Raw genomic sequence first — 21,490 nt, forward strand, 5'->3', positions numbered from 1 at the left:
CGGGTCCCGGGGGCGTTTCCCTTCGTCGTGGCTCAGGAGCCGGTGTGCAGCAGGCGGTTGGGGCTGCCCGCGCCGGGGTTGGTGACCTTGTTCGGGGTGGAACTGGCAACGAGGGCGTCGCGGACCTGTTGCGGGGTGGCGGCCGGGTTGGTGGACAGGTACAGGGCGGCGGCGCCGGTGACGTGCGGGGCGGCGAAGCTGGTGCCGCTGCCGGTGTAGGTGGCGGTGTCGCCGGTGCGCCAGGTCGAGGTGATGTCCACGCCGGGGGCGAACAGGTCGACCCTGGGGCCGAAGGCGGACCAGCTGGCCCTGGCGTCGGTGCGGCTGGTCGCGCCGACCGTGATGGCCTGCTCGACCCTGGCCGGGGAGTTGTTCACCGCGTCCACGCCGTTGTTGCCCGCGGCGATCGAGTAGGTCACCCCGGAGGCGATCGAGCGCTGCACGGCGGCGTCCAGGGTGGCGGACACGCCGCCGCCCAGGCTGACGTTGGCGACCGCGGGCTTCACCGCGTTCTTGGTGATCCAGTCCACGCCCGCGATCACGCCCGCGGTGGTGCCGCTGCCCTGGGCGTTGAGCACCCGGACGCCGTGCAGCTTCGCGCCCTTGGCCACGCCGTAGCCGGTGCCCGCCGCGGTCCCGGCGACGTGCGTGCCGTGGCCGTTGGCGTCGTCCGGGTCGCTGTCGTTGTCGACGAAGTCGTAGCCATTTCCGACCCGGCCGGAGAACTGCTGATGGGTGGCCCGAATTCCGGTGTCGAGAATGTAGATGTGCACATTCGCGGCGGTGTCGGAGTAGGTGTAGGAGTTGTTCAGGGGGAGGTTGCGCTGGTCGATGCGGTCCAGGCCCCAGGACGGCGGGTTGGGCTGGGTGGCGGTCAGCGAGACCACCTGGTTCTGCTCGACGTAGGCCACGTTCGGGTCCGCGGCCAGGCGGCGGGCGGCGCGGGCGTCGGCGGTGACCTCGAAGCCGTTCAGGGCGGCCGAGAATGTTCGTCTGACCTGGGCGTTCACCTTGGCTGACAAACCGGCCGGCGCGGCCTGGCCCCTGAGCACGACCAGGTAGCTGCCGGGCACCGCGGTGGCCGAGTCGGTGCCCCGGACCGCCCCCTCGGCGGCCTGGGCGGGCAGGGCCGCGAGGCCGCTGACAGCGAGTGCGGACAGCGCTGCGAGGCTGAGCGCACGGGTGGTTTTCGACATGGTTTCTCCTTGGCCGGGAATTGCTTGGTGGCAATTCCGAGCCTAGGAGAAACCGGTGCGGCCGAACAGAATTTACAATTTACGGCGTTGACGTTTTACGGGCGGGACCAGGACAGCCGGAACCACTGGATGCCGAGCACCGCCAGCGGCAGCACCGCCACGTAGAGCCCAACCCCGGGGCCGGGGGCCTGGAACACGGTCTGCCGGGTCCACACCGACAGCAGGCCCAGCATCACCGACAGCCAGCAGCCCAGGGTGGACACCCAGGCCAGCGCCCACAGGCGCAGGCTGAGGGTGGCCGCGGTGAGCAGCACGCCGAAGAAGACCGCGAAGCCGCCGAACAGCCTGGGCAGCACGCCGATCTTGAGCGCCGGGTCGGTCTGGCCGAGCAGCACCTGCCAGCCCGCCGCGTCGCCGACCCAGGGCAGCAGGGCGGAGACCAGCAGCACGAGCACCGCGCCCGCGATCACCATCGCGCTGCGCGGCGCGGGTTCGACCCGGCGCACCACCCGGCGCTCGACCTGCTTCAGCTCCTCGGCGAACTCAGCCATGTCATCCCGTCCGTCCTGCGCCCCGGCGTTCATCGGCTGCCGCATCCGCCCACCGCCGCGGGCTGGGGCGTGGCCGGGGCGCCGAAGGACGGCAGGCCCAGGGTCACGCCGGAAGTCTTGGGGCGCTTGCCTTCCGCCCAGTTGTCGCCGGCCCTGGTGCGGCGGTGGGAGAGCAGGTCGCCGTCGGCGATCAGGTTGTGCGGGGCGCCGTAGGTGATCGCGGTGGTGACCACGTCACCCGGCCGGATCTCGCCGTCGGCCGCGCCGGCCGGGTTGAAGTGCACCAGGCGGCCGTCGCGGGCCCGGCCGGACAGGCGGCGGGTGGCGGTGTCCTTGCGGCCCTCGCCCTCGGACACCACGACCTCGACCACGCGGCCTTCCTGCTCGCGGTTGAGGTCCCAGGAGATCTGCTCCTGCAACGCGATCAGCCGCTCGTAGCGCTCCTGCACGACCTGCTTGGGCAGCTGGCCGTCCATGGTCGCCGCCGGGGTGCCGGGGCGCTTGGAGTACTGGAAGGTGAAGGCGGAGGAGAACCGGGAGGCCGCCACGACGTCCAGGGTGCCCTGGAAGTCCTCCTCGGTCTCGCCGGGGAAGCCGACGATGATGTCGGTGGTGATCGCCGCGTCCGGGATCGCGGCCCGCACCTTGTCCACAATGGACAGGTAGCGGTCGCTGCGGTAGGAGCGGCGCATCGCCTTGAGCACCCGGTCGGAGCCGGACTGCAACGGCATGTGCAGTTGCGGGCACACGTTCGGCGTCTCGGCCATGGCGGCGATGACGTCGTCGGTGAAGTCCCTGGGGTGCGGGGAGGTGAACCGGACCCGCTCCAGGCCCTCGATCTCACCGCAGGCGCGCAGCAGCTCGGAGAAGGCGGTGCGCTGGCCGAACTCGGCGCCGTAGGAGTTGACGTTCTGCCCGAGCAGGGTCACCTCCAGCACGCCCTCGGCGACCAGGGCCTGCACCTCGGCCAGGATGTCGCCGGGGCGGCGGTCCTTCTCCTTGCCGCGCAGGGCGGGCACGATGCAGAAGGTGCAGGTGTTGTTGCAGCCCACCGAGATCGACACCCAGGCCGAGTGCGCGGAGTCGCGCCGCGCCGGCAGGGTGGAGGGGAAGGTTTCCAGCGACTCCAGGATCTCCACCTGGGCCTCGGCGTTGTGCCGGGCGCGCTCCAGCAGCACCGGCAGCGAGCCGATGTTGTGCGTGCCGAAGACCACGTCCACCCAGGGCGCGCGCTTGACGATCTCGCCGCGGTCCTTCTGCGCGAGGCAGCCGCCGACCGCGATCTGCATGCCGGGGTGCGCGTCCTTGACCGGGCGCAGGTGCCCCAGGTTGCCGTACAGCCGGTTGTCCGCGTTCTCCCGCACCGCGCAGGTGTTGAACACGACGATGTCGGCGTTGTCATCGGCGGCGCGCACGTAGCCCGCGTCCTCCATCAGGCCCGCGAGCCGTTCGGAGTCGTGCACGTTCATCTGACAACCGTAGGTACGGATCTGGTAGCTGCGTGTCACCCGCTCGTCCTTTCCCGGTTTCCCGGTTCAAGAGTCCAGGGTAGAGCGCTCCGCCTGGCAGGATGAACCGGTGTCCCGCCGACTCCTGAGTCTGCTGCTCGCCATGGCCACCGCGCTCACCCTCGGTGGCTGCGGTGGGCAACTGGAGGGCGTGCGGCTGACCATCGCCACCGGTGGCACCGCGGGCGTCTACTACCAGCTGGGCAAGGCGCTGTCCGGGGCCTGGGAGCGGGACCTGGGCATGCCGAAGCCGACCGTGCTGCCCACCGCGGGCTCGGTGGACGCGCTGGGCAAGCTGGAGTCCGGCGAGGCCGACCTGGCCTTCGCCGCCGCCGACGCCGCGGTGCGCGCCTTCGACCAGCAGCGCCCGAACCGGCGGCTGCGCGCGCTGGCCCGGATGCACGACGACTTCTTCCACGTGATCGTCCGCGCCGAGATCCCGGCCACCAGGCTGGCCGACCTGCGCGGCCTGCGGATCGCCACCGGCTCGGCCGAGTCGGGCACCCGCCTGATCGCCGACCGACTGCTTGAGCAGGCAAAACTCTCCGCGGCGGACCTGCGTCAGTCGCCGACCGACCTACAGGACTCGATCATCGCGCTCAAGCGCGGCGAGCTGGACGGGTTCTTCTGGTCCGGTGGCACGCCCACGCCCACGGTGCGCGAGGCGGCGGCGAGCATGTCGCTGCGGATGATCGACCTGAGCGATGTGCTGCCCGGACTGCTGGACAAATATTCCTCGGTATACGGCAGCGCCACCGTGCCCGCCTCCACCTACGGCATGCACAACGGCCCGGTGACCACGCTGGTGGTGCGCAACTTCCTGCTGACCACCGAGGCGCTGGCCGCCGACACCGCGGCCGCGCTCACCGAGGGCATGTTCGCCGCCAGGGAAGACCTGATCAGGGCGAACCAGGTGGCACTGTCCCTGGACACCCGCTCGGCGATCGAGACCGCCCCGATCGACCTGCACGAGGGCGCCTTGCGCTACTACCGGGGAACCAAGGTCTAGGGCCGGTCAGGCGTGTTCTTCCGGGTCGAACTCGATCACCGGAAGCTCGACCACCACGGCCAGGCCGCCGCCCTCGGGCAGTTCCAGCCGGACCGCGCCGCCCGCCCGTTCCACCACCCGGCGCACGATCGCCAGGCCCAGGCCGGAACCGGTGATGTTCTGGTGGCTCGGCGAGCGCCAGAACCGGTCGGTGGCCCGCTCCAGCTCCTCCGGGGTGAGCCCCGGCCCGTGGTCGCGGACGGTGAGCACCACGCGCTGCCCGGACTGCTCCGCGCTGACCACGACCGAGGAGTGGTCGGGGCTGAACTTGAGCGCGTTGTCCAGCAGCGCGTCCAGCACCGTCTCCACCCCGCGCGGCGGGGCCAGCGCGAACAGGTCCGGCTCGGTGCGGGTGGACAGCGCGATGCCGCGCGCGGCCGCGACCACCCGCCAGGCGTCCACCCGCTCGGCCACCGCCCCGTCCACCTCGGCGGGCACCGGCTCCACCGAACTGGCCTCGGCCCGCGCCATGGACAGCAGCTCGTCCAGGATCTGGTTCAGCCGGACGGTCTCCTCCATGGCCGCGTGGTGCTGCTCCACCGAGTCCTCGTGCACGTGCCCTTCGAGGTTGCCCAGCCGCAGCCGGAGCGCGGTGAGCGGGTTGCGCAGCTGGTGCGAGGCGTCGGCGACGAAGGCGCGCTGGGCGGCCAGCACATCGCTGACGCTGGCGGCCATCTGGTCGAAGGAGCGGGTCAGGTGCCGCAGCTCCGGCGGGCCGGTCTCACCGCCGACAGCCTCCACCGGGCGGCCGCTGACCACGCTGGCCACCATCCGGCCGGTGGCCTCGTCCAGGCGGCGCACCGGGCGCAGGATCCAGCGCACCACGGGCAGCGCGAGCAGCACGCCCAGGCTCAGCACGGCCACGCTGGCCAGCGCCAGCACGCTCCACCAGACCAGCACTCGCAGCCTGCTCGCGTCGGTGGGCGAGACGGTGACCACCGCGCCGCGGACCTCGCCGCCCACCCGCACCGGCTCGGCCAGCACCAGCGGGGTGCGGTCCCAGGGCATCAGGGTGGACCCGGTCTCCGGCACCCGCCCGGCCAGGGCCAGCTTCAGCCGCTCGGCGATCCGCGGGTCGTCCACCTTGACCGAGTCGTCGGAGGTGACCAGGAAGTGGTTCTCCCGGTCGGTGACCAGCACCGAGATGCCGTGCACCTGCTGGTAGCGCTGGAGCTCGGGCCGCATCAGGTCCGGTTTGTCCGCCAGCAGCGGGTTCTGCGCCAGGCTGGCGAACCGGCTGGTGTCGCCGACCCGGTCCAGGAACAGCCGCTGCTGCTCGGTGCCCGCCACGTTCAGCGCCAGCGGCACGCCGAGGCCGAGCAGCACGAGCACCAGCAGCGACAGCATGATCACCAGCAGCCGGGAGCGCACCCGTCAGCCCTCGGCCGGGCTGGCCAGGCGGTAGCCGACCCCGCGCACGGTCTCCACCAGGTCGGGGCGGCCCAGCTTGGTGCGCAGGGTGGCGATGTGCACGTCCAGCGTCCGGTTCGCCCCCGACCAGGTGCGGCCCCAGACCTCGGCGATGATCCGCTCCCTGGTGCACACCGTGCCGCGCGCCTGGGCCAGCATGGCCAGCATCTGGAACTCCTTGCGGGACAGCGCGACCGGCGCGCCGGCCACGGTCACCTCGTACCGTCCCATGTGGACCTCGACATCGCCGAAGGCCAGCGCCGAGCCGGGGGTGGCGCCGCCCTCGCCGCGCCGCCTGCGCACCGCGTGCACCCGCGCCACCAGCTCGCCGATGTCGTAGGGCTTGACCAGGTAGTCATCGGCCCCGGAGTGCAGTCCGAGGATCCGGTCGTCGACCTCCCCGCGCGCGGACACCACGATCACCGCCACATCGCTGGCCGCGCGGATCGCCCGGCACAGGACGAACCCGTCGACGTCGGGCAGGCCCAGATCCAGCAGCACGACATCGACGTTGCCGACCGCCTCCAGCACGCCCTTGCCAGAGGGCAGGCGGGTGACCGCCATGCCGCGCCTGGTCAGCGCGGGCTCCAGCGCTTCCGCTACCCGGTCGTCATCCTCGACCAGCAGTACCCGCACGTGTGGTGCCTCCCGACTCACGTGGCTCATCCGTGACAGAGTTGAGACCCTAAGTCTTACTCAAGTGCCCTGGACTGGGGTGGTTTCCGACCCCTAGGTTTCCGCCATCGTCCACCACCCCGTGCTCTGCCGACTCTGGAGGTTTGATGACCTCGGCCGCCCACACTCCGCCGATGATCCGCATGGCGGGCGTGGACAAGTTCTTCGGGCCGCTGCACGTGCTGAAGAACATCGACCTGGAGGTGCCCAAGGGCCAGGTCGTGGTCGTGCTCGGCCCCTCCGGTTCCGGCAAGTCCACGCTGTGCCGGGCCATCAACCGGCTTGAGCCGATCAACTCCGGCGTCATCGAGGTCGACGGCAAGCAACTGCCCGCCGAGGGCAAGCAGCTGGCCGCCCTGCGCGCCGACGTCGGCATGGTGTTCCAGCAGTTCAACCTGTTCGCGCACAAGACCATCCTCGAGAACGTGATGCTGGCGCCGGTCAAGGTGCGCAAGCTGAACAAGGCCGAGGCGCGGACCAAGGCGATGGAGCTGCTGGAGCGGGTCGGCATCGCCAACCAGGCCGAGAAGCACCCGGCCCAGCTCTCCGGCGGCCAGCAGCAGCGCGTGGCCATCGCCCGCGCGCTGGCCATGCGCCCGAAGGTGATGCTCTTCGACGAGCCCACCTCCGCCCTCGACCCGGAAATGGTCCAGGAAGTCCTGGACGTGATGACCACCCTGGCCAAGGACGGCATGACCATGCTCGTGGTCACCCACGAGATGGGCTTCGCCCGCAAGGCCGCGGACCGGGTCATCTTCATGGCCGACGGCGAGATCGTGGAGGACTCCACCCCGGAGGACTTCTTCACCAACCCGCGCTCGGCGCGGGCCAAGGACTTCCTTGGCAAGATCCTCACTCACTGAAACGCCACGGCGACTCAGCGAGATGAATGGTCGAGGCACCCGCCTCGCAGTAGTTGAGATGATCCGAAAGGGACAGCAGATGCGCGTTACCCGAGTTCTGCAGGCAGGCGTGGCCGTCGCCGCCGCGGTCGCGCTCCTCTCCGCCTGCGGCGGGGGCGGCAACAGCGGCAACAGCGGCAGTGGCGGGGACAAGAAGCTCACGGTCGGCATCAAGTTCGATCAGCCCGGCCTGGGCCTGAAGACCGGCAGCGGCTACACCGGCTTCGACGTCGACGTCGCCACCTTCGTGGCCAAGGAACTGGGCGTCGACGCCAAGAACATCAACTGGGTCGAGGCCAAGTCCGCCGACCGGGAGAGCCTGCTGAAGAAGGGTGACGTCGACCTGATCGCCGCCACCTACTCGATCACGGACAAGCGCAAGGCCGAGGTCGACTTCGTCGGCCCGTACCTGGTCACCGGCCAGGACCTGCTGGTCAAGGCGGGTAACACCGACATCACCGGCCCCGAGGCCGTCAACGGCAAGAAGCTGTGCTCGGTGAAGGGCTCCACCTCGGCGGACAACGTCAAGACCAAGTTCGCCAACCAGGTCCAGCTGCAGCCCTTCGACGGCTACTCCCAGTGCCTGGGCGGTCTGGACTCCGGCACCGTGGACGCGCTGACCACCGACGCCACCATCCTGGCCGGTCTGGCCACCCAGCACCCCGGCAAGTACAAGCTGGTCGGCAAGGTCTTCTCCGAGGAGAAGTACGGCATCGGCCTGAAGAAGGGCGACAACCGCAAGGCCGACGTGGCCAAGGCGGTGGAGAAGTTCTACTCCTCCGGTGAGTGGAAGAAGGCCGTGGAGAAGAACCTCGGCGCGGACTTCAAGGCGGGCGAGCCGCCGGCCCTGACCGAGAAGTGAGCTGAACCCAGTTGAGCCCGGAGTGCCGGGCGCGGTCAGACCGTGCCCGGCACTTCGTTTACCCAGGTCGAGGAGACCATGCTGGACTTCCTGAGCGAGTACGACGTGCTCGGCGCCTTCTGGCTCACCGTGCAGCTCACCGTGTACTCAGCCATCGGCTCCCTGGTGTGGGGCACCGTGCTCGCGGGCATGCGGGTCAGTCCGGTCCCGATCATGCGGGCGTTCGGCACGGGCTATGTGAACATCGTCCGCAACACGCCGCTGACGTTGATCATCGTGGCCATGTCGCTGGCGCTCCACCAGGTGCTCGGCCTGAAGCTGGCCCGTGAACTGCCGGGCGACCTGACCTTCACCGACACCAACAACTTCCGGCTCGCGGTGCTCGGCTTCATCATCTACACCTCGACCTTCGTCTGCGAGTCGATCAGGTCGGGCATCAACACCGTGCCGGTCGGCCAGGCCGAGGCATCCCGCGCGCTGGGCCTCGGGTTCGGCCAGACGCTGGGCATCGTGGTGCTGCCGCAGGCCTTCCGCGCCGTGGTCGCCCCGCTGGCCAGCGTGCTGATCGCGCTGACCAAGAACACCACGGTGGCCAGTGCGATCGGCGTGGCCGAGGCGGGCTACCTGATGGCGGACATGATCGAGAAGGAAAGTGACAAGATCATCCTGGTCTTCGCGACCTTCGCGCTGGGCTTCGTGCTGCTCACCCTGCCCACCGGCCTGCTGCTGGGCTGGGTCGGCAAGAAGGTGGCGGTGAAGCGATGAGCGCCCCCTCGGTCCTCTACGACGCGCCCGGTCCCAAGGCCAAGACCCGCAACATCGGCTACACGATCCTGTTCGGGCTGGTGCTACTGGCCGCGGCCTGGTTCGTCTGGGTCTCGCTCGATGCGAAGGACCAGCTCCGGCCGCAGCTGTGGACGCCGTTCTTCACCGACAGCGAGGTGTGGACGACCTTCCTGCTGCCCGGCCTGCTGAACACGCTCAAGGCGGCCGCGCTGGCGATCGTGATCGCGCTGCCCATCGGCGCCGTCCTCGGCATCCTGCGCATGTCCGACCACGCCTGGATCCGGGTGCCCGCCGGCACGGTGGTGGAGTTCTTCCGCGCCATCCCGGTGTTGCTGCTGATGGTCTTCGCCAACGAGTTCTACGCGCTCTACACCGACGTGAGCCGGGACGAGCGCCCGCTGTTCGCGGTGGTCACCGGCCTGGTGCTGTACAACGCCTCGGTGCTGGCCGAGGTGGTGCGCGCGGGCATCCTGTCCCTGCCCAAGGGCCAGACCGAGGCGTCCATGGCGCTGGGCCTGCGCAAGACCCAGACCATGCGCTCGATCCTGCTGCCGCAGGCGGTCACGCTGATGCTGCCCGCGATCGTCAGCCAGGTCGTGGTGATCGTGAAGGACACCGCCCTCGGCGGCGCGGTGCTGAACTTCCCCGACCTGATGCGCCAGTTCCGCATCCTGCCGAACAACTACGACAACAACCTGGTGCAGACGCTGATCGTGATCGCGTTGATCTACATCGTGCTCAACACGATCCTGAGCTGGCTGGCGACCCTGCTGGAGCGCAGGCTGTCCCGCCGCAACCGGCCCCCGCGCGGGGTCAAGGCGGACCACCTGGACCAGCCCACCGCTGATCCCATGGCCGCTTCCGGCCTACGCACCGGCGAGGGCGGGGCGTTCTAGCCACGCCACCGAGGTTCTGCCGACGGCCCGTCCCCATCCCGGGGGCGGGCCGTCGCCGTTAGGCTGGCCCGGTGCAGCGGATCGCCATCGTGGCCCTGACCGGTCTCCTCGTCCTGACCGCCTGTGGCGGCGAGGACCCCGCCCCCGGCGGCACCGGCTCCCCCGGCACCAGCGTGTCCATCCCGCCGAGCTCCGAGCAGGCCAGCGGCTCCCCCACCATCGACAAGATCAAGGCCCGGGGGCGCATGGTGGTCGGGGTGGCGGACAACCTGCCGGGGGTGAGCAAGTACCACCAGGACGGCGGCAAGCACAGCGGGTTCGACATCAAGCTGGCCGAGGTGATCGCCACCGGACTCGGCCTGCCCAAGGACTCGGTCCGCTTCCGCAGCACCACCGAGGCCACCCGTCTGTCCACTTTGGAGAGTGGCGACGTGGACCTGGCCTTCGGCGGCATCAAGGCCAGTACCCAGCCGCAGATCGGGTTGGTCGGACCGTACCTGCCGGTGCACCAGGACCTGTTGGTACGCAAGGGAACCAGCTCGGTGGCCAGTGGTCAGCCGGTGTGCGTGGCGGCCAACACCAGCGCGGCGGCCAAGGCCGAGACGGTCACCTCGCGGGTGATCTCCGAACGCAACGGCGACACCTGCGTCGCGGCCCTGCGCGCGGGCACGGTGACCGCGTTCTCCGGTGACGACCTGGTGCTGCGCGGCTACGCGGCCGAGGAGAAGGGCGGCTTCACCGTGCTCGGCCGGGAGCTCACCAGCGAGGGCTACTTCATCGGCATCCCGGCCCGCGACCGCGCGCTGCGGGCGAAGCTGGCCGAGATCCTGACCAAGGCCATGGCCGACGGGTCCTGGGCGAAGCTGTTCCAGGAGAGCTTCGGCGTCCCCGCGCCCACCCCGCCGAGCGTGAAGTAGTCACGGTCCGCTCTCGAACTCATCACCAGCGGCGTTCCGGGTTAACAACGGGCTGACCAGGGGCGACCCTGGAAGCATGCGTCCCGACCGGTACACCCCGATGGGCCAGGCAGGCCTGCTCGTCGGCGCCGCCACCATCGCGGTCGCCCTGGCGCTCTACCTCGGCGACCCGTCCCGGCTCCCGGGCGCGGCCGCCACCGCCGTGGCCGGCCTGGGCGCGGTCGCACTCGGCCTGACCTTCCTGCGCCGGGCCGACCGCCAGCGACAGGCCCGCCTGCGGGAGGCCCGCTCCGTCATCGAGTCCGTCACCGACGACGACCTCCGCGATGCCCTGCGCGCCAGCCTGGCGCTGAACCTGGCGGGGGTCCGGATCAGCCTGGCCGAGCTGACCAAGCTGGTCACCCCCGGCCAGTCCGGCACCGGCAAGGGCACCATCACCGTCATCGGCTCGCATTCACAGGCCCGCAAACGTTAGAAGTCCCCCGCCTGAGCCCGGCGCACCGCCGCCGGGGTGCCCAGTTCCGCCCGCAGCCCCGGCCGGGCCGCGTAGAAGTCCAGCATCCGGTACGCCAGCACCGGATCCACCCCGAGCACCCGCCCTTCGACCAGCAGCCCCGGCTCCCTCGGCGGTCTGCCGGAGAGCCAGGCCAGCCGCTGGTGCTCGATCCGGTTGTCGTACGCGCCCACCCACACCCGCGGCCCGTCCCCGGCGACCGGGGTCACCAGCCGCACTCCGTCCCAGCCGAGCCGGGAACGGAACCCCCAGCCACGGTGCTCGATCCCCTCCGGTGTGAGCAGCAGCCAGCCGCGCACGATCCGCCGGGCGAGCACCTGGGCCGGGTAGATCAGGAAGAACAGCCCGGCCAGGCCGAAGACCGCGGCGGCGGCCGTGGGGGCGACGACCTCCGGGCTGCGGCCGAGGTCGTAGGCGGCCAGACCGAACAGCAGCGCCATCAGCACCGTGAGCAGGACCGGTCCCGCGAACCCCAGCCAGGAGTACGGCAGGAGGGTGCCCGGCCGTCCCGTCAGGTCCGTTGCCGTGCGCACGCCGCGCGCCCGGCCCCGGCGGGTGCGCACCCGGCTGTCGTAGCCGACCAGCACGACCACCGCGAAGACCAGCCCGAACAGCAGGAAGTACTTGACCGCCGGGTCGAACCGGCCGCCGCGCACCACCGCCGCGCAGGCGAAGGACACCAGCGCGAGCAAGGTCAGCCAGCCCAAGCTGAGGTACCAGCGCGCGCGGCCGGTGGGCCACTCCAGCGGCCAGGGCAGCGGTTCAGAAGATCGCGTCGAAGACATCACCCACCGCGTCCCCGACCGCCACCGCGGCGTTGCCGATCGCCTTGCCGGTGTTGGCCACCGCCCGCGCGCCCGCCTCCACCGCGTCCCCGACCGCGCCGATCCCGTTCTCGTACAACGAGTCGATCGCACCAGAGGTGAACACGCCGACCGCCGCGCCCACCACCGCGCCGACGACCGTGCCCACCCCGGGCACCGGGATGAACGAACCGATCACCGCCCCGGTGCCCACGGACGCGGCGAACCCGCCCACCCCGGACACCACCGCCTGGCCGACCGGCTTGTCCGCGACCGCGATGTCGTAGACGATCCCGGCCGCGGCCAGCGCGCCACCCACCTTCAGCCCGGTGGCCCGCGCCGCGACCTTGGTGTCGGCGGCCGCGCCGGCCAGCTGGGCGGCCCGGTACCGGAAGGCGGCCGCGGTGTCCGCGTCCCGGTAGACCAGCGCCGGGTTCAGGCCGTCCGCCGCCTCGGCCAGCTTGGCGAACCTGGCGGCCTCACCGGCTAGTCGCGTGGACTCCTTCAGCGTGGCCGCGGCGCCCGCGGTGCGCAGCCCGTCCACCCCGCCGTTGACCAGGTCGGCGACCGTGATGAACCACTTGGTGCGCACGTCGTTCCACGCGTTGGCCAGGGTGTCCTCCAGGAACTTCTGCGCCCGCCGGGCCGACTCGGCGGCCGTCGCCGCCTCGCGGTAGGCGGTGGCCTGCCGCGGATCCGCGCCCGGCCCCGGTTCCAGCACCCGGTCCCCGTCGACCCGCAGCCCCGCTCCCGCGGCGGTGGCCCGGATCCGGGCCATGTCCTCCTGCACCCGGTGCAGCCCCGCGGCGTAGTCGTCGAGCTGCTGGGCCGCCCGCTGAGCACCGCCGGCCAGGTCGTCAGCCTTGCGCGCGCCGCCGGTCAGTTTGCCCCGGAACGCCTCGCCCGCCGCGCCCTGCCAGCCCGCGTCGGTGTGGTTGCGGGCCTGGTAGAGCCGGTTCGCCGCCTCGGTCACGGTGGCGCCGAAGTGCGCCCGCAGCCAGTGCGCGACCCCGCGCACGCTGTCCGGCCGACCCGGCACCCTGGTGTCGATGGCCATCCGGCTCACCTCGGCCGGTTGCGCTCGCCGCGGACCGAGTCGGCGGCCTGGGTGTCGGTCTCGGCGTAGTCGGCGTTCCCGGTGGCGACCTGCTCGGCCGCGCCCGCCGCGCCCAGCACCAGCGCGCCCGCGTTGTCCAGGAACCTGGCCAGCATCCCGGTCACCACGGCGGTGGCATTGCCGGCGTCCGGCGGGCCGGGCACCGAGCGGGCCAGCCCATCCACCTCGGCGCTGGTCTGCCGCAGGGTGCGGGCCACGCCAGCCAGCACGCCGTGGTCCACGACCTGCCTGCCGCCGGTCATGCCCCGGCACCCCCGTGGCGCAACTCCTCGGGAATGGCCACGTCCAGCAGCACCAGCTCAAAGGGTCGGCTCTGCCGCAGGCGCTCCAGGTTCGGTGCCGGCACCACGACCCACGGCTGCTCCGCTCCGCAACAGCGGAGCAGCCGGTCCAGCGCGCGCACGGCAGGTAGAGCATCGGCGGAAACTCCGGTGGAATCGGTGTCCCCGTTTCCGGCATGAGCGTGCCCCCTCCCATCTCGATTGAAACAGGAAGGAACACGCTCCGCAACCGCGGTATTACTTTAGGTAATTGGCCAGCCAAGCTGGCTTTTTGTCATTCGTCCTTGCGCCGCCGGAACAGCTTCAGCAACGGGTCGTACCTCCGGTCCGCCACCCGTTCCTTCAGCGGGATCAGCGCATTGTCCGTGATCTGGATGTGTTCCGGGCAGACCTCGGTGCAGCACTTGGTGATGTTGCACAGCCCCAGCCCGTGCTGGGTCTGCGCGTCCTGGTGCCGGTCCGCCGCGTCCAGCGGGTGCATCTCCAGCTCCGCGATCCGCATCAGGAACCTCGGCCCGGAGAAGGACTTCTTGTTCTCCTCGTGGTCACGCACCACGTGGCAGGTGTTCTGGCACAGGAAGCACTCGATGCACTTGCGGAACTCCTGCGAGCGCTGCACGTCGACCTGCTGCATCCGGTAGTCGCCGGGGGCCACGCCCTCCGGGGGCTTGAACGCCGGGACCTCGCGGGCCTTGGTGTAGTTGAACGAGACGTCGCAGACCAGGTCCCGCATCACCGGGAAGGTGCGCATCGGGGTGACCGTGACCGTCTCGTCCTCGGTGAAGGTGGACATGCGGGTCATGCACAGCAGCCGGGGTTTGCCGTTGATCTCGGCGGAGCAGGAACCACATTTGCCCGCCTTGCAGTTCCAGCGAACGGCCAGGTCCGGGGCCTGGGTGGCCTGCAAACGGTGGATGATGTCGAGGACCACCTCGCCCTCGTTGACCTCCACGGTGAAGTCGGTGAGGCCGCCGCCCGCGCTGTCGCCGCGCCAGACCCGGAAGTGCGCCTGGTAGCTCATCTCAGCTCCGCTCTTCCTGGCCGCCCGGATGCCCGGTCAGCTCGGCCTCGGTGTAGTACTTGCGCAGCTCGCCGATGTCGAAGAGCTCCAACAGGTCCGGGCGCATCGGCTGCGGCCGCTCCCTGGTCACCGCGACGGTGCGGCCTTCCTCGGAGCTGTCCGCGGTGCACACCAGGGTGGTGTCGCGCCAGGCGGAGTCCATCGCCGGGTAGTCGTCGCGGGTGTGCCCGCCCCGGCTCTCCGTCCGCTCCAGGGCCGCCCTGGCCACGCATTCGCTGACCAGCAGCATGTTGGACAGGTCCAGCGCCAGGTGCCAGCCGGGGTTGAACTGGCGGTGGCCCTCCACGCCCGCCTGGGCCGCGCGGCGGCGCAGGTCGTCCAGCTTCTTCAGGGCCAGGGTCATCTCCTCGCCCTTGCGGATGATGCCGACCAGGTCGTTCATCACCTGCTGGAGCTCGGTGTGGATGGTGTACGGGTTCTCCACCGGGCCGTCCACGGCGGCCGCGGTGAACGGGGCCAGCGCCGCCTCCGCCGCACCGTCCACATCGGACTGGAGCACGGCCGGACGCACCGCGCCCAGACCCTCCACATAGGACGCCGCACCAGCTCCGGCGCGCTTGCCGAAGACCAGCAGGTCGGACAACGAGTTGCCGCCCAAGCGGTTCGAGCCGTGCATGCCGCCGGAGACCTCGCCGGCGGCGAACAGGCCGGGCACCCTGGACTGGCCGCTGTCCGGGTCGACCTGCACCCCGCCCATCACGTAGTGACAGGTCGGGCCGACCTCCATCGGCTCGGCGGTGATGTCCACATCGGCCAGTTCCTTGAACTGGTGGTGCATGGACGGCAGCCGCCGGATGATCTCCTCGGCGGGCAGTCGGCTGGAGACGTCCAGGAAGACCCCGCCGTGCGGCGAGCCCCTACCGGCCTTGACCTCGGAGTTGATCGCCCTGGCCACCTCGTCGCGGGGCAGCAGCTCCGGTGGGCGGAGGTTGTTGTCCGGGTCGGTGTACCAGCGGTCGCCCTCCTCCTCGGTCTTGGCGTACTTGTCCTTGAAGACCTCCGGCACGTAGTCGAACATGAACCGGCGGCCCTCGGAGTTGCGCAGCACGCCGCCGTCCCCGCGCACCGACTCGGTGACCAGGATGCCCTTCACACTCGGCGGCCAGACCATGCCGGTCGGGTGGAACTGGACGAACTCCATGTTGATCAGCGAGGCGCCCGCGCGCATGGCCAGCGCGTGGCCGTCGCCGGTGTACTCCCAGGAGTTCGAGGTCACCTTGAACGACTTGCCGATGCCGCCGGTGGCCAGCACCACCGCCGGGGTCTCGAACAGCACGAACCGGCCGGACTCGCGCCAGTAGCCGAACGCGCCGGAGATCCGGTCGCCGTCCTTGAGCAGCTCGGTGACCGTGCACTCGGCGAAGACCTTCAGCCTGGCCTCGTAGTCGCCGGAGGAGGCGAAGTCCTCCTGTTGCAGGGACACGATCTTCTGTTGCAGGGTGCGGATCAGCTCCAGCCCGGTGCGGTCGCCGACGTGCGCCAGCCTGGGGTACTCGTGGCCGCCGAAGTTGCGCTGGCTGATCCGGCCGTCCTTGGTCCGGTCGAACAGCGCGCCGTAGGTCTCCAGCTCCCACACCCGCTGCGGCGCCTCCTGGGCGTGCAGCTCGGCCATCCGCCAGTTGTTCAGGAACTTGCCGCCGCGCATGGTGTCCCGGAAGTGCACCTTCCAGTTGTCCCCGGAGTTGACGTTGCCCATGGCCGCGGCGATGCCGCCCTCGGCCATCACCGTGTGCGCCTTGCCGAACAGGGACTTGCACACGATCGCCACCCGCATGCCGTGTTCCCTGGCCTCGATCGCCGCGCGCAGGCCAGCGCCGCCGGCACCGATCACCACGACGTCGTAGCTGTGCCGTTCGACTTCACTCATGCCGTGTCAGATTCCCTCGGTTGTCAGAAGCCCGGGATGGTCAGTTGAACAGGCGCAGGTCGGTCAGCACGCCGCTGGCGACCAGCGAGACGTAGAGGTCCGCCAGGCCGACCGAGGCCAGGGAGGCCCAGGCCAGCTGCATGTGCCTGCTGTTGAGCTTGGACACCTTGGTCCACAGCCAGTACCGCACCGGGTGTTTGGAGAAGTGCGTGAGCCTGCCGCCGATGATGTGCCGGCAGGAGTGGCAGGACAGGGTGTAGGCCCAGATCAGCACCACGTTGGTGACCAGGACCAGGGTGCCCAGTCCGATGCCGAAGCCGCCGTCCTTGCCGGTGAAGGCGATCACCGCGTCCCAGGTGAGGATGCTGGCCACCGGGATGGCCGCGTAGAAGAAGTAGCGGTGGATGTTCTGCACGATCAGCGGGAACCGGGTCTCGCCGGTGTACTTCGCGTGCGGCTCGGCGACCGCGCAGGCCGGGGGCGAGAGCCAGAACGCCCGGTAGTAGGCCTTGCGGTAGTAGTAGCAGGTCAGCCGGAAGCCCAGCACGAACGGCAGCACGAACAGCGGCGGGGTGACCAGGAAGCCGAGATCGGGGAACCAGCGGCCGAAGTGGGCCGAGCCCTCCACACAGGCCTCGGACAGGCAGGGTGAGTAGAACGGCGCCAGGTACTGGTACTGGGGCACCCAGTACGCGCTGTTCATGAAGGTGCGGACCAGCCCGTAGACGATGAACGTGGCCAGTCCGGCGAAGGTCAGCAGCGGGGAAAGCCACCACCGGTCGGTGCGCAACGTGCGTGCGTCGATGCGCGCCCGACCGGCGGCGTTGTCGGAAACCGTCATGGTGTCCCTTGTTCGCTGGAGTCCGCGTCGTTGCGAGTCAGCGGGTGGTGCCCCGTCTCGACCGAGACGGTCCGGTCGTCCTTACCGGTGTGCCCGGTAGCCGCCAACGCCCTCGTCATCGGCCCCGCGCCACAGGTCGGGGTCGTACGGGGTGTCGGAGACGACGACCATCTCCCGTTCGCCCGCGGTGCGCGGGATCGGCAGGGAAGACAGTTCGGCGGCATCGATGTCGAGCCGGTCGACATCGTTGGCGATCCGCCGCACCGCGGTGGTGTCGCCATAGCGAAGCCGCAGCTGGGTCAGGCTCTGGCGGAGCTCGCCGATAGCTCGCTGCAGGGCGGCCAGTTCCGTGTCCGGCATACCGAACACCTCCCTCGACGCGTCGTGGTGGTCTCGCAGACTCTGCCTGGAAACTGGACCTTGTGACAAGGCCCACACGCCAGGTTTCATCCAGTGGCCTCAAACGGGCGAAAATCGGCGGCCTCACGCTTCTGTATCGGTTTTGCTGTTACCGGGGAGTTACGCCTAACGTGTGAGCCGTACTGACTGCCAGCTACGCGGCGCCAAAGTCGTCTCCGCGGGGCCACTCCGGTGGCCCAGTGACCGACGAGGAGCCACGGCATGAGCCAGCTGCATCCCGTGATAGCGGATGTGACCGCCCGGATCGCCGCCCGCAGTGAGCGTTCCCGCGCGGCCTACCTGCGGCGACTCGCCACCGCGGCGGGTGAGGGACCGGCGCGCGGCGGCCTGGGTTGCAGCAACCTGGCGCACGGGTTCGCGGGCATCACCGGCCCGGACCGGGCGCTGCTGCGGGCCAACCGGGCGCCCGGGGTGGCCATCGTGAGCAGCTACAACGACATGCTCTCCGCGCACAAGCCGTTCGCCGACTACCCGGAGATCATCAAGGCCGCGGTGCGCGAGGCGGGCGGGGTGGCCCAGTTCGCCGGCGGCGTGCCCGCCATGTGCGACGGGATCACCCAGGGCCGGGGCGGCATGGAGCTGTCCCTGTTCAGCCGGGAGGTCATCGCGATGGCCACCGGCGTGGCGCTCTCGCACGAGATGTTCGACGGCGCGCTGCTGCTCGGCGTGTGCGACAAGATCGTGCCGGGGCTGCTGATCGGCGCGCTGGCCTTCGGGCACCTGCCGACCGTGCTGATCCCGGCCGGGCCGATGGCCTCCGGGCTGCCGAACAAGGAGAAGGCCAGGATCCGGCAGCTCTTCGCCGAGGGCAAGGCCACCCGCGAGGACCTGCTGGAGGCCGAGTCCGCCTCCTACCACTCGCCGGGGACCTGCACCTTCTACGGCACGGCCAACTCCAACCAGCTGGTCGTCGAGGTGATGGGCCTGCACCTGCCCGGCGCGAGCTTCGTGCCGCCGGACACCGGCCTGCGCCGGGCGCTGACCGAGCACGCCAGCCGCCGGGTGGTGGAGCTGGCGCACGGGCGCGGCGAGTACACCCCGATCGGCGAGGTGGTGGACGAGCGCAGCGTGGTCAACGGCGTGGTCGCGCTGCTGGCCACCGGCGGGTCCACCAACCACACCCTGCACCTGCCCGCCATCGCCGCGGCCGCGGGCATCCAGCTGACCTGGGACGACTTCAGCGACCTGTCCCGGGTGGTGCCGCTGCTGGCGCGGGTCTACCCCAACGGCAGCGCGGACATCAACCACTTCCACGCCGCCGGCGGGGTGCCCTACCTGGTCGGCGAGCTGCTGGCGGCCGGTCTGCTGCACAGCGACGTGCGCACCATCGCCGGCCCCGGCCTGCACCGCTACCGGCAGGAGCCGACCCTGCTCGACGGCGAGCTGACCTGGCGGGACGCGCCCGCGCACAGCCAGGCGCCGGAGGTGCTGACCTCGGTGCGGGCGCCGTTCGCCGCCGACGGCGGGCTGCGCGTGCTGCACGGCAACCTGGGCACCTCGGTGATCAAGGTGTCCGCGGTGGCCCCCGAGCACCGGGTGGTGCACGCGCCGGCCCGGGTCTTCACCGACCAGCACGCCGTCACCGCCGCCTTCGCCGCCGGTGAGGTGGACGGCGACGTGATCGTGGTGGTGCGCAACCAGGGCCCGCGCGCCAACGGCATGCCGGAGCTGCACGGGCTGACCCCGGCGCTGGGCGTGCTGATGGACCGCGGCCACCGGGTCGCCCTGGTCACCGACGGCCGGATGTCCGGCGCCTCCGGCAAGATCCCGGCCGCCATCCAGCTCACCCCGGAGGCCGCGGTCGGCGGCATGCTGGCCAGGGTCCGCGACGGCGACATGATCCGCCTGGACGCCGAGGCGGGCATCCTGGAGGTCCTGGTGCCCGACGCCGAGCTGGCCGCCCGCGCGATCGTGGACGGCCCACCGGCCGAGGAGGAGTGGGTCGGCGTCGGCCGGGAGCTCTTCGGCGCGCTGCGCACCGCGGTCGGCCCGGCCAGCCAGGGCGCCAGCGTTTTCCCCCTGCCCGCGAACCCGGGCCTGCCGATGGAGGTAGTTCAGTGACCACCGCACGGGAGCTTCTCGCCGTCTCCCCCGTCATCCCGGTCGTCGTCATCGACGAGGTCGACCACGCCGTGCCACTGGCGAAGGCGTTGGCGCGCGGCGGGATCGGCGTCATCGAGGTGACCCTGCGCACCGCGGCCGGCCTGCCCGCGATCGAGCGGATCGCGGCCGAGGTGCCGGAGATCCTGGTCGGCGCGGGCACCGTGATCACCCCGGACCAGGTGGACGCCTCGCTCAAGGCGGGCAGCCGGTTCCTGGTCACCCCGGGCACCACGGACAGCCTGGTGAGCGCGCTGGAGGGCTCCGGCGTGCCGTTCCTGCCCGGCGCGGCCACCATCTCCGAGGCGCTGAAGCTGGCCGAGCGCGGGCACGACACGCTGAAGTTCTTCCCGGCCGAGCAGTCCGGCGGCACCACCTTCCTCAAGGCGCTCTCCGGTCCGCTGCCGCAGCTGCGGTTCTGCCCGACCGGCGGCATCACCGTCACCAGCGCCCGCGGCTACCTGGCGCTGCCGAACGTCTCCTGCGTCGGCGGCTCCTGGCTGACCCCGAAGGCCGCGCTGGCCGCCGGTGACTGGGCCGCGGTGGAGAAGCTGGCGGCGGAGGCCGCGGCACTGGGTTGATGTTGTTGGCCTGATGTTGTTGCCCAGTCCGGGTTTTCCCGCCCGGACTGGGCATTGACCCCGCTCGCGCGGCAGCTCCGGCGCCGCGCTCGCCGCGCCGCCCGCTCCGCCCGCCGCGCACTCGACGGTCGTCACCAACGAGGCCAAGATCGCGGCGGCCAAGCTGCTCGGCTTCCAGGAAGCCGACTTCCCCGGCCTGCTCGTCAAGCCGCTCAAATACTTCGTGTACGACCTGCTCATCCGGGCCTACCGCAACGACGACAACGACCATGTGCTGGCCGAGGTCAAAGCCGCCTATGACGCGGCCACCGACGAGGCGTACGCGCAGATGGTCAACGTCGGCATCCACCAGGCGTACCAGCGGGACCTGGACGCCGCGGCCGCCAGGGAAGCGGAGAAGGAGCTGCGCCGCAAGGCCGCGGCCGTGGTCGGGGTGACCGTCACCGAGCCGATGCTGGTGCAGGACCGCGAGAACTTCGTCTTCAACCTCTGGGACCTGACCCCGAAGCAGTTCACCGAGGTCAGGGAGGCCGCGCTGGTGGCCTACCGGGGCACGCCGGAGCAGCGGCAGGAGTTCCTGACCACCGGCATCGTGGCGGCGAAGAAGGCCGCGGACGAGCGGATCGCCAGGGAGGCCAAGGAGAAGGAAGAGGCCGAGAAGGAGGCGCAGCGGGTTCGCGAGGCCAGGACCAAGGCCCTGGCCGTGGTGAACCTGGAGCCGGCCGAGGGCCTGGTGAGTCCCCTCTTCCCTGAGGGCAGCTTCGTCATCAAGATCGCCCAGGCCGCGCCGGCGAACAGCTGGGTCCAGTCCGACGCCTACCTCGCCATCATGACCGAACGGGAGTCGCCAGGAGCGTTGCGGCACTTCATCTTCACCGGCATCCACGAGGCGCACGCCAAGGACCTCGCCGGCACCAGGTGAGCTGACCGGGCTCGCCAGGCCAGTCCCGGCGAGCCCGGACACTTCACCGGTTCGGGTGGCCGACGCACCTCGGTCACCGGCGGCAAAGCCTTGCCCGCCAACAACTTCGCGCCACCCAGCGTCCGCAGCGCCACCCGCGGCGGCGACCACCCCGCCCCGCCCCCGGCACCCCGGCACGCGCAGTGACTGTTTTCCCGCTTCTCGCTGTGCCA

Annotated in this window: 23 protein-coding genes; 10 read left to right on the forward strand and 13 right to left on the reverse strand. The window is 70.8% G+C overall.

The annotated features are described in order from the left end of the window. Window positions 1-32: 32 nt before the first annotated feature. The 3 genes from M8C13_RS43645 to miaB form a co-directional block, all read right to left on the reverse strand. Window positions 33-1,196: a S8 family peptidase gene (locus M8C13_RS43645; RefSeq protein WP_252486739.1), complete on the reverse strand. Its 1,164-nt coding sequence runs from the start codon at window positions 1,194-1,196 to the stop codon at window positions 33-35. A 95-nt stretch (window positions 1,197-1,291) separates the two neighbouring features. Beyond that, entirely contained in the window at window positions 1,292-1,792 is a 501-nt protein-coding gene (locus M8C13_RS43650) for a hypothetical protein (RefSeq protein WP_252486740.1), read from the reverse strand. Then, window positions 1,777-3,255: a tRNA (N6-isopentenyl adenosine(37)-C2)-methylthiotransferase MiaB gene (gene miaB, locus M8C13_RS43655; protein WP_252486741.1), complete on the reverse strand. Its 1,479-nt coding sequence runs from the start codon at window positions 3,253-3,255 to the stop codon at window positions 1,777-1,779. The genes M8C13_RS43650 and miaB overlap by 16 nt, the downstream gene beginning before the upstream one ends. A 70-nt stretch (window positions 3,256-3,325) precedes the next feature. Between miaB and M8C13_RS43660 the strand changes: the two genes are divergently transcribed. Next, window positions 3,326-4,264, forward strand: a complete 939-nt coding sequence (locus M8C13_RS43660) for a TAXI family TRAP transporter solute-binding subunit (protein WP_252486742.1) — start codon at window positions 3,326-3,328, stop codon at window positions 4,262-4,264. A gap of 6 nt (window positions 4,265-4,270) precedes the next feature. Here the strand turns inward: M8C13_RS43660 and M8C13_RS43665 are convergent, their stop codons facing one another. Further along, a complete protein-coding gene (locus tag M8C13_RS43665) occupies window positions 4,271-5,674 on the reverse strand; it encodes a HAMP domain-containing sensor histidine kinase (protein ID WP_252486743.1) in 1,404 nt (467 codons plus the stop codon). Between the two features lie 3 nt (window positions 5,675-5,677). Next, entirely contained in the window at window positions 5,678-6,349 is a 672-nt protein-coding gene (locus M8C13_RS43670) for a response regulator transcription factor (protein WP_252486760.1), read from the reverse strand. Window positions 6,350-6,522: 173 nt separating this feature from the next. Here M8C13_RS43670 and M8C13_RS43675 point away from each other — a divergent pair, with 173 nt between their 5' ends. The 6 genes from M8C13_RS43675 to M8C13_RS43700 all read left to right on the forward strand — a co-directional run bounded on the left by M8C13_RS43675 (window position 6,523) and on the right by M8C13_RS43700 (window position 11,226). Further along, complete coding sequence (locus M8C13_RS43675) at window positions 6,523-7,251, forward strand: amino acid ABC transporter ATP-binding protein (RefSeq protein WP_252486744.1); 729 nt, start codon at window positions 6,523-6,525, stop codon at window positions 7,249-7,251. A gap of 58 nt (window positions 7,252-7,309) precedes the next feature. After that, the gene (locus M8C13_RS43680; protein WP_252486745.1) at window positions 7,310-8,152 is read left to right on the forward strand and encodes a glutamate ABC transporter substrate-binding protein; all 843 of its coding nucleotides are present in this window, start codon (window positions 7,310-7,312) and stop codon (window positions 8,150-8,152) included. A gap of 78 nt (window positions 8,153-8,230) precedes the next feature. Continuing rightward, complete coding sequence (locus M8C13_RS43685; protein WP_252486761.1) at window positions 8,231-8,917, forward strand: amino acid ABC transporter permease; 687 nt, start codon at window positions 8,231-8,233, stop codon at window positions 8,915-8,917. After that, window positions 8,914-9,834, forward strand: a complete 921-nt coding sequence (locus tag M8C13_RS43690) for an amino acid ABC transporter permease (protein WP_252486746.1) — start codon at window positions 8,914-8,916, stop codon at window positions 9,832-9,834. Before M8C13_RS43685 ends, M8C13_RS43690 begins: the two co-directional genes overlap by 4 nt. Window positions 9,835-9,905: 71 nt before the next feature. Further along, on the forward strand, window positions 9,906-10,751 hold the full coding sequence (locus M8C13_RS43695) for a transporter substrate-binding domain-containing protein (protein ID WP_252486747.1): 846 nt from the start codon (window positions 9,906-9,908) through the stop codon (window positions 10,749-10,751). A gap of 76 nt (window positions 10,752-10,827) precedes the next feature. Further along, window positions 10,828-11,226, forward strand: a complete 399-nt coding sequence (locus tag M8C13_RS43700; RefSeq protein ID WP_252486748.1) for a hypothetical protein — start codon at window positions 10,828-10,830, stop codon at window positions 11,224-11,226. Here the strand turns inward: M8C13_RS43700 and M8C13_RS43705 are convergent. The 8 genes from M8C13_RS43705 to M8C13_RS43740 all read right to left on the reverse strand — a co-directional run bounded on the left by M8C13_RS43705 (window position 11,223) and on the right by M8C13_RS43740 (window position 17,615). Beyond that, on the reverse strand, window positions 11,223-12,050 hold the full coding sequence (locus M8C13_RS43705) for a hypothetical protein (protein ID WP_252486749.1): 828 nt from the start codon (window positions 12,048-12,050) through the stop codon (window positions 11,223-11,225). The genes M8C13_RS43700 and M8C13_RS43705 overlap by 4 nt on opposite strands. Next, window positions 12,028-13,125 (reverse strand): hypothetical protein, encoded by a 1,098-nt coding sequence (locus M8C13_RS43710; protein ID WP_252486750.1) that lies wholly within the window; start codon window positions 13,123-13,125, stop codon window positions 12,028-12,030. Before M8C13_RS43710 ends, M8C13_RS43705 begins: the two co-directional genes overlap by 23 nt. Before the next feature lie 5 nt (window positions 13,126-13,130). Then, a complete protein-coding gene (locus M8C13_RS43715; RefSeq protein WP_252486751.1) occupies window positions 13,131-13,427 on the reverse strand; it encodes a hypothetical protein in 297 nt (98 codons plus the stop codon). Beyond that, window positions 13,424-13,588 (reverse strand): SAV_915 family protein, encoded by a 165-nt coding sequence (locus tag M8C13_RS43720; protein WP_252486752.1) that lies wholly within the window; start codon window positions 13,586-13,588, stop codon window positions 13,424-13,426. The genes M8C13_RS43715 and M8C13_RS43720 overlap by 4 nt, the downstream gene beginning before the upstream one ends. A gap of 152 nt (window positions 13,589-13,740) precedes the next feature. Further along, a complete protein-coding gene (locus M8C13_RS43725) occupies window positions 13,741-14,487 on the reverse strand; it encodes a succinate dehydrogenase/fumarate reductase iron-sulfur subunit (RefSeq protein ID WP_252486753.1) in 747 nt (248 codons plus the stop codon). A 1-nt stretch (window position 14,488) separates the two neighbouring features. After that, the gene (locus tag M8C13_RS43730) at window positions 14,489-16,414 is read right to left on the reverse strand and encodes a fumarate reductase/succinate dehydrogenase flavoprotein subunit (protein ID WP_252486754.1); all 1,926 of its coding nucleotides are present in this window, start codon (window positions 16,412-16,414) and stop codon (window positions 14,489-14,491) included. A gap of 40 nt (window positions 16,415-16,454) precedes the next feature. Then, a complete protein-coding gene (locus tag M8C13_RS43735; RefSeq protein WP_252486755.1) occupies window positions 16,455-17,255 on the reverse strand; it encodes a hypothetical protein in 801 nt (266 codons plus the stop codon). Between the two features lie 81 nt (window positions 17,256-17,336). Then, window positions 17,337-17,615, reverse strand: coding sequence for a hypothetical protein (locus tag M8C13_RS43740; protein WP_252486756.1), 279 nt, complete (start codon window positions 17,613-17,615; stop codon window positions 17,337-17,339). A 261-nt stretch (window positions 17,616-17,876) separates the two neighbouring features. Here M8C13_RS43740 and edd point away from each other — a divergent pair, with 261 nt between their 5' ends. From edd to M8C13_RS43755, 3 genes are all read left to right on the forward strand, one after another. Then, window positions 17,877-19,736: a phosphogluconate dehydratase gene (edd, locus tag M8C13_RS43745; protein WP_252486757.1), complete on the forward strand. Its 1,860-nt coding sequence runs from the start codon at window positions 17,877-17,879 to the stop codon at window positions 19,734-19,736. Further along, window positions 19,733-20,356 (forward strand): bifunctional 4-hydroxy-2-oxoglutarate aldolase/2-dehydro-3-deoxy-phosphogluconate aldolase, encoded by a 624-nt coding sequence (gene eda, locus M8C13_RS43750; RefSeq protein ID WP_252486758.1) that lies wholly within the window; start codon window positions 19,733-19,735, stop codon window positions 20,354-20,356. The genes edd and eda overlap by 4 nt, the downstream gene beginning before the upstream one ends. Window positions 20,357-20,579: 223 nt before the next feature. Beyond that, complete coding sequence (locus M8C13_RS43755; protein WP_252486759.1) at window positions 20,580-21,278, forward strand: hypothetical protein; 699 nt, start codon at window positions 20,580-20,582, stop codon at window positions 21,276-21,278. The last annotated feature ends 212 nt before the right edge of the window (window positions 21,279-21,490 follow it).

The organism is Crossiella sp. SN42, assembly GCF_023897065.1.
Lineage (GTDB): Bacteria > Actinomycetota > Actinomycetes > Mycobacteriales > Pseudonocardiaceae > Crossiella.